General features: G+C 75.0%; 7 protein-coding genes. 4 read left to right on the forward strand and 3 right to left on the reverse strand.

The window, feature by feature from the left end; translation table 11 throughout:
* Positions 1–199 precede the first annotated feature (199 nt).
* On the reverse strand, positions 200–760 hold the full coding sequence (locus ACFQ8T_RS20845; RefSeq protein ID WP_430548375.1) for a TetR/AcrR family transcriptional regulator: 561 nt from the start codon (positions 758–760) through the stop codon (positions 200–202).
* A 67-nt stretch (positions 761–827) separates the two neighbouring features.
* Here ACFQ8T_RS20845 and ACFQ8T_RS20850 point away from each other — a divergent pair, with 67 nt between their 5' ends.
* Positions 828–1,769: an alpha/beta fold hydrolase gene (locus tag ACFQ8T_RS20850; RefSeq protein ID WP_430548376.1), complete on the forward strand. Its 942-nt coding sequence runs from the start codon at positions 828–830 to the stop codon at positions 1,767–1,769.
* A gap of 6 nt (positions 1,770–1,775) precedes the next feature.
* Here ACFQ8T_RS20850 and ACFQ8T_RS20855 read toward each other — a convergent pair whose 3' ends face one another.
* Both ACFQ8T_RS20855 and ACFQ8T_RS20860 read right to left on the reverse strand, forming a co-directional pair.
* Positions 1,776–2,318, reverse strand: coding sequence for a phosphoribosyltransferase (locus tag ACFQ8T_RS20855; protein WP_430548377.1), 543 nt, complete (start codon positions 2,316–2,318; stop codon positions 1,776–1,778).
* A 266-nt stretch (positions 2,319–2,584) separates the two neighbouring features.
* Complete coding sequence (locus ACFQ8T_RS20860; protein WP_430548378.1) at positions 2,585–3,553, reverse strand: FKBP-type peptidyl-prolyl cis-trans isomerase; 969 nt, start codon at positions 3,551–3,553, stop codon at positions 2,585–2,587.
* 129 nt (positions 3,554–3,682) lie between these two features.
* Between ACFQ8T_RS20860 and ACFQ8T_RS20865 the strand changes: the two genes are divergently transcribed.
* Genes ACFQ8T_RS20865 through ACFQ8T_RS20875 form a run of 3 tightly spaced genes read left to right on the forward strand, consistent with a single transcriptional unit; the run spans position 3,683 to position 5,715 of the window.
* Positions 3,683–3,982, forward strand: coding sequence for a hypothetical protein (locus tag ACFQ8T_RS20865; RefSeq protein ID WP_430548379.1), 300 nt, complete (start codon positions 3,683–3,685; stop codon positions 3,980–3,982).
* Between the two features lie 51 nt (positions 3,983–4,033).
* Positions 4,034–4,831, forward strand: coding sequence for an alpha/beta hydrolase (locus ACFQ8T_RS20870; protein ID WP_430548380.1), 798 nt, complete (start codon positions 4,034–4,036; stop codon positions 4,829–4,831).
* 38 nt (positions 4,832–4,869) lie between these two features.
* Positions 4,870–5,715 (forward strand): alpha/beta fold hydrolase, encoded by an 846-nt coding sequence (locus ACFQ8T_RS20875; protein WP_430548381.1) that lies wholly within the window; start codon positions 4,870–4,872, stop codon positions 5,713–5,715.
* The last annotated feature ends 43 nt before the right edge of the window (positions 5,716–5,758 follow it).

Below are 5,758 nucleotides of genomic sequence, written 5' to 3' on the forward strand. Positions count from 1 at the left end.
ACATCATTCTTCGGGGGGGGGGGTTTCTGTTTACTCTTCCGCCACGCGGGGCCCCCCGGTCTCCGCGTTTTGGCATTACGCCCCCGGGGGGGGGGGGGGTGGGGGGGCCCCCCACCGCGGGGGGCCCCCCCCTCTCGCGCTACCTCGGCAGATCGCGTACTACCTCGGCGGGTCTGGTCCTACCTCGGCGGGTCTGGTACTACCTCGGCGTCGCCAGCGCGGCGTCGACGACGAGGGTGAGGGGAGGGCGCGGGTCGGTCGGGTCGTGGCGGGCGATCGCGTGCAGCAGCAGGCCCTCGTAGGCGCCGGAGACGGCGATCATCGCCGCGCGCGGGTCGGCCGCGCCGAGCCGGCCCACGATCCGCTCGCCCCAGTCGAGGAGGGCCTCGCGGCCGCGGTTGACGCGCCCGCGCAGGTCGGGGTCGTGGCTCGCCTCGAGGAAGAGGACGAGTCGGGCGGTCGTGGTGGCGCGGTCGGGGCCGGTCGCCTGCGCGAAGCCGGCGCACAGAATGTCGACGAAGTCCGCCGCCGACCGGGGCTCCGGCGCGTCGGACAGGCCCGCCAGGTCGCGGGCGGCGAGCTCGTCGGAGACTCCTGCCAGCAGGGCGGCGCGGGTGCGGAAGTAGTTCGACGTCGAGCCGCGGGGGAGCCCGGCGCGCTCGTCGACGCGGCCGTGGGTGAGGGCGCGGAGCCCCTCGGTGCCGAGCAGGTCCACGGCCGCGTCGAGCGCGCGGCGTCGGGGCGGGAGGGCGGTGGTCACGACGGCACCCTAACCCAGCTACTACAGACATAGTGACACGACACTATGGACGTAGTACCGTCGAGGGATGGACGAGAACAGGGTGGGCGAGGGGCGGGCCGCCTCGGTGCGGCCCGAGGCGACGGCCGACGTGCCGATGCCGGAGCTCGCCGGCGTCACCCATCGACGGGTCGACGTCGACGGGCTCGCGATGCACGTCGTCGAGCAGGGGACCGGTGACCCGGTGCTGCTGCTCCACGGGTTCCCGGAGCACTGGTGGGAGTGGCGCGGGACGATCGGCCCGCTCGCCGCCGACCACCACGTCGTGTGCCCCGACCTGCGCGGGTTCGGCTGGACCGACGCCCCGCCGGACGGCTACACGCGCGACCGCCTCCTGGCCGACGTCGTCGGCCTGCTCGACACGCTGGGCCTCGACCGGGTGCACGTCGTCGCCCACGACTGGGGCGCGCTGGTCGGCTTCCACCTCTGCCTCGAGCACCCCGACCGCGCGGCCTCGCTGCTGAGCATGGGCGTGCCTCACCTGTGGCTGCGGTTCGACCCGCGGCTGCTGCTGATGCTGCGGCACACCTGGTTCCAGGTGGTCGTCGCCTCGCGGCTGACCGGCCCGCGGGCCCTGTCGCGGGGCCGGCAACGGCTGCCGCGCCACCTGCTGCAGGAGTACGGCAGCGACGCGCCCGTGATGACGGAGTCCGACGTCGAGGCCTACCTCGCGCCGTTGCGTCACCCCGCGGGCGCGCGCGCCGGGTCGGCGCTCTGCCGCGACTTCGTGCGGCGCGAGCTGTGGGCGGTCCTGCGCGGCGCCTACCGCGACCAGCACCTGACCACGCCGGCCGTCGCGCTGCTCGGCGAGAACGACATCCTCAGCGATCCCGCCCTGCTCGGCGGGTACGAGGAGCACGCCGACGACCTCGTCGTCGACGTGCTCCCCGGCGTCTCGCACTTCATGGTCGACGAGCGTCCGGACCTCGTCGTCGACCGCGCGCGCGAGCTGTTCGCCCGCGCGGCGTGACGGAGCTCAGACGTCGGCCGAGTGCGCGCCCGTCACCGGGGGCTCGGCCGACCACGGGAACGTGATCCACAGGTCGGTGTCGCGCCACGAGTAGTCGGGCCGGATGATCGTGCGGGGCTTGGTGTAGAGCACCACCGACCGGGCGTCGGCCCCCTGCTTCGCCAGCAGGTCCATGACGAGCGCGAGGGTGCGGCCGGAGTCGGCGACGTCGTCCACCACGAGCACCTTCGAGCCGGGCAGCTCGGACGTGTCCATGAGCGGCGGGAGCACGCGCGGGTCGTCCAGCGTCTTGCCGATGTCGGTGTAGAACTCGACGTTCATCGTGCCCACGCCCTTGGTGCCCAGGGCGTACGCCATCGCGCCGCCGGGCACGAGGCCGCCGCGCGCGACGGCGATCACGACGTCGGGCAGGAAGCCGCTGTCGACGACCTGCTGCGCGAGCTCGCGGATCGCGACGGGCAGCAGGGTCCAGGTGAGGACCTCGCGCTCGGGGACGGCGCCGGCGTCGGCGGGCACGGGCGGCTCGGCGGGGGTGGGCTCTGCGCTCATGGCACCCGAGACTACGCGCGACGGCGGGCCCCCGTGACCGGGGGCCCGCCGTCGGGGTGGGGCTGACCTGCTGCTGGCCTGCGGCCGGCCGGCGCGGCCGTGGGGGGGGCGGGGGGGGGGGGCAGCCCGACGGCGCGGGGGGCAGCCGCGCGGGGGGGGTGGCCCAGCACACACGCGGCGGGGCCCCCGGCGCGGGGGGGTGGGGGGGAGACGGGCGGGGGGGGCCGTGGTCGGTAGGTGCGGGACGTCACGACGACGGCGCGGGATCACTGCGCGTCGAGGATGTCCACGACGAAGACGAGCGGCTGCCCGGCGAGCTCGTTGTCGTCGCTCTTCTCGGCGCCGTACGCCTGGTCGGCGGGGATGACGAGCAGCACCTGGCTGCCGACGGTCTGGCCGGCGAGGCCGTCCGTCCAGCCCGGGATGACCTGCTGGAGCGAGAACGAGCTCGGCGTGCCGCGGTCCCACGAGGAGTCGAACGACTTGCCGTCGAGCGTCCAGCCCGTGTACTGCGCGGTGACCGTCTGGTCCTTCTTGACCTTGGCGCCGTCGCCCTTGATGAGGGTCTGAGCGACGAGGTCCTTGGGCGCCTCGTAGCCGTCGGGGATCTTCACCGAGGGCTTGCCGGAGTCGTCGAGCGTGACCGTCGGCAGGCCCTTCTCGGGCTCGACGGCCGTGCCCTCGGCGCGCGTCGGGATCTTCGTCGCGTCGGTGATCTCGACGAGGTTGACCATCGTGGCCGTCGAGCCGTCCTGCCCCTGCACGGGGTTGGCCACGAGGAGGCGCGTCCCGACCTTCTGTCCGGTCAGCGGCTCGGTGAGCACGCCGTAGTTCGCGTCGCCGAGGATGAAGCTCTGCGGGGCCTTCTGCTCCCAGGTGGACCCCTGGGTGGAGCCGTCGGTGCCGAGGAAGGCGACGGTGTCCATGGTGATCTTCATGCCCTCGGCGAGGTCGGCGCCGTCGCCCTCGTCGATCACGCGCGACGTGGGCACCGAGACCTCGAGCGGCGTCTTGAAGGTCACCTTCGGCTCCGCGCCGGCCTTGCCCTCGACCTTCACGGTCTCGAGCGCGGCGACGTCCTCCTTCGTCGGCTCGGGAGCCTCGGTGGCCGGGGACGACGACGCGGAGGCCGACGGCGTGGCGCCGTCGCCGGAGGAGTCGTCGGCGCAGGCGGTCAGGGTCAGGGCCGCGGCCAGCGCCAGCGTTGCAGCGGCGGCGGACGTGCGGAGCTTCACGGGGAGTCCTTCGGTCGGCGGGGACGAACCGGGCCACTGTAACGGCCCGACCTGACCGCGCCGTCCAGGGTCCGCCGGGGCACCGGCCGGGCGGACCGGTCCGGCCCGCGTCGCGCGACAATGGTTGCCATGCCGTCCCGCCGACCCTCCCGCAAGCGCCCCTGGGGGGCGGAGACCCCGCCCCTCGACCTCGACCGCGCCCTCGGCGGCGTCCGGCGGGAGAGCGCGGCGGACGGCGAGTGGACGGTGCGCCGGTTGCGCGGCGGCGACAAGGCCTACCGCTGCCCCGCGTGCCGCCAGGAGATCCCGGCCGGCACGCCGCACGTCGTCGCCTGGCAGCGCGACGTCGTCGGCGGCGAGGCCGCGGGCCTCGAGGACCGTCGGCACTGGCACTCGTCCTGCTGGGAGCGCCGGGCCCGGCTGCGCTGAACGGCGCCGCAGGACCGGCCAGGAGCGCCCGGCCGAACTACGCTGGACGCGATGAACGACGACACCATGGACGACGCAGCGGGCCGTGACGCCGGGCAGGACACCGGCCACCAGATCCGCTCCCTCACGATGCTCCCCGCCCGCCGCGAGGACGTCGAGCTGCACACCGCGGACGGGCTCACGCTCGTCGGCGAGCTCGCCCTCCCGGCCGACCGGGACCCGGTCGCGACCCTCCTCACGTTCCACCCGCTGCCCACGCACGGCGGCTACATGGACTCGCACGTCTACCGGAAGGCGGCCTGGCGCCTCCCCGCGCTCGCGGACCTCGCCGTCCTGCGCTTCAACACCCGCGGCACGTCGTCGCCGCGCGGCACGTCCGACGGCGCGTTCGACGGCGGCGAGGCGGAGCGGTACGACGTCGCCGCCGCGATCGAGCTCGCCGAGTTCCGCGAGCTGCCGCGCCCGTGGCTCGTCGGGTGGTCGTTCGGCACCGAGCTGGTGCTCAAGCACGGCACCGACCCTGCCGTCGAGGGCGCGATCCTGCTGTCGCCCCCGCTGCACCGTGCCACGGACGCCGACCTCGACCGTTGGGCCGAGTTCGGCCGGCCGCTGGTGGTCCTGGTGCCCGAGCACGACGACTACCTGCGGCCCGACGAGGCCCGTCGGCGGTTCGCGCGCGTGCCGCAGGCCGAGGTGATCGGCGTCGACGGCGCGAAGCACCTGTGGGTCGGGGAGCCGGCGGTGCGCCGGGTCCTCGACGAGATCGTCGGGCACGTGCTGCCCGGCCACGCCGCTCTGCCCACGCACTACGACGGCGAGGTGCGGACGGCCGAGACGGTGCCGCGATGAGGTTGTCCTGATGACAAGGCGATGACGAGGAGTCGACGATGACCACCACCTCTGCGCTCCTGGCGACCTACCCGCTCCACGACGGGGCGGGCACGCCGGTCGTGCTGCTGCACGGTTTCCCGCTGGACCACCGCATGTGGGCGGCAGCGGCGCAGGCCCTGCCCGAGGGGGTGCGCGCCATCGGCGTGGACCTGCCCGGCCAGGGGCACTCCGACCTCGGCGGCATCCCGCCGCGGCTCGAGGACGTCGCCGACGCCGTGCACCACACCATGCGGGAGCAGGGTGAGGGCAACGCGGTCGTCGTCGGCCTGTCGATGGGGGGCTACGTGGCGCTCGCCCTGGCGGAGCGGCACCCGGGGTTCGTCGTCGGTCTCGGGCTCGTCGACACCAAGTCGACCGCCGACCTCGACGCCGCGCGCGCGAACCGGCTGCGGATCGCGGCCGCCGTCACGGAGGACCAGACGCTCGACCCGGTCCTCAGCATGCCCGGCACGCTGCTCGGGCCGACGAGCGTGGAGAAGCGGCGGAACCTCTTCCCGCTGCTGGAGTCCTGGATCCGCGCGCAGTCGCCCTCGGGCGTCGCCTGGGCGCAGCGCGCGATGGCGGCGCGCCCGGACCGTACCGACGTGCTGCGGACCTTCGACGGCCCCGTCTCCGTGGTGGTCGGGGCGGAGGACCAGGTGACCCCGCTGGTCGAGGCCGAGCACATGGTGCACGCCGCGCGGGACGGCGCGCTGACCGTCGTCCCCGCGGCCGGCCACATGAGCGCCGTCGAGGACCCGGCGACCGTCGCCGCCGCCATCGGGCTGCTGTACCGGCGGGTCGCCGAGCGCACCAACCCGCCCCGCTGGCCCTGGCAGTACCGCCCGGCCCCGACCCGCTGACGCAGCCGACCGACGAGACGCCGCGGGCCCGCCACCCGACGGT

Origin of the sequence: Isoptericola sp. NPDC056618, from assembly GCF_042792715.1 — a bacterium.
GTDB classification, from domain to species: Bacteria; Actinomycetota; Actinomycetes; order Actinomycetales; family Cellulomonadaceae; genus Isoptericola; species Isoptericola nanjingensis.

Excerpts from the sequence above, each read along its gene's own strand:
- ACFQ8T_RS20850 (WP_430548376.1), top strand. The coding sequence starts at position 828 with ATGGACGAGAACAGGGTGGGCGAGGGGCGGGCCGCCTCGGTGCGGCCC.
- ACFQ8T_RS20855 (WP_430548377.1), bottom strand. The coding sequence starts at position 2,318 with ATGAGCGCAGAGCCCACCCCCGCCGAGCCGCCCGTGCCCGCCGACGCC.
- ACFQ8T_RS20865 (WP_430548379.1), top strand. The coding sequence starts at position 3,683 with ATGCCGTCCCGCCGACCCTCCCGCAAGCGCCCCTGGGGGGCGGAGACC.
- ACFQ8T_RS20870 (WP_430548380.1), top strand. The coding sequence starts at position 4,034 with ATGAACGACGACACCATGGACGACGCAGCGGGCCGTGACGCCGGGCAG.
- ACFQ8T_RS20875 (WP_430548381.1), top strand. The coding sequence starts at position 4,870 with ATGACCACCACCTCTGCGCTCCTGGCGACCTACCCGCTCCACGACGGG.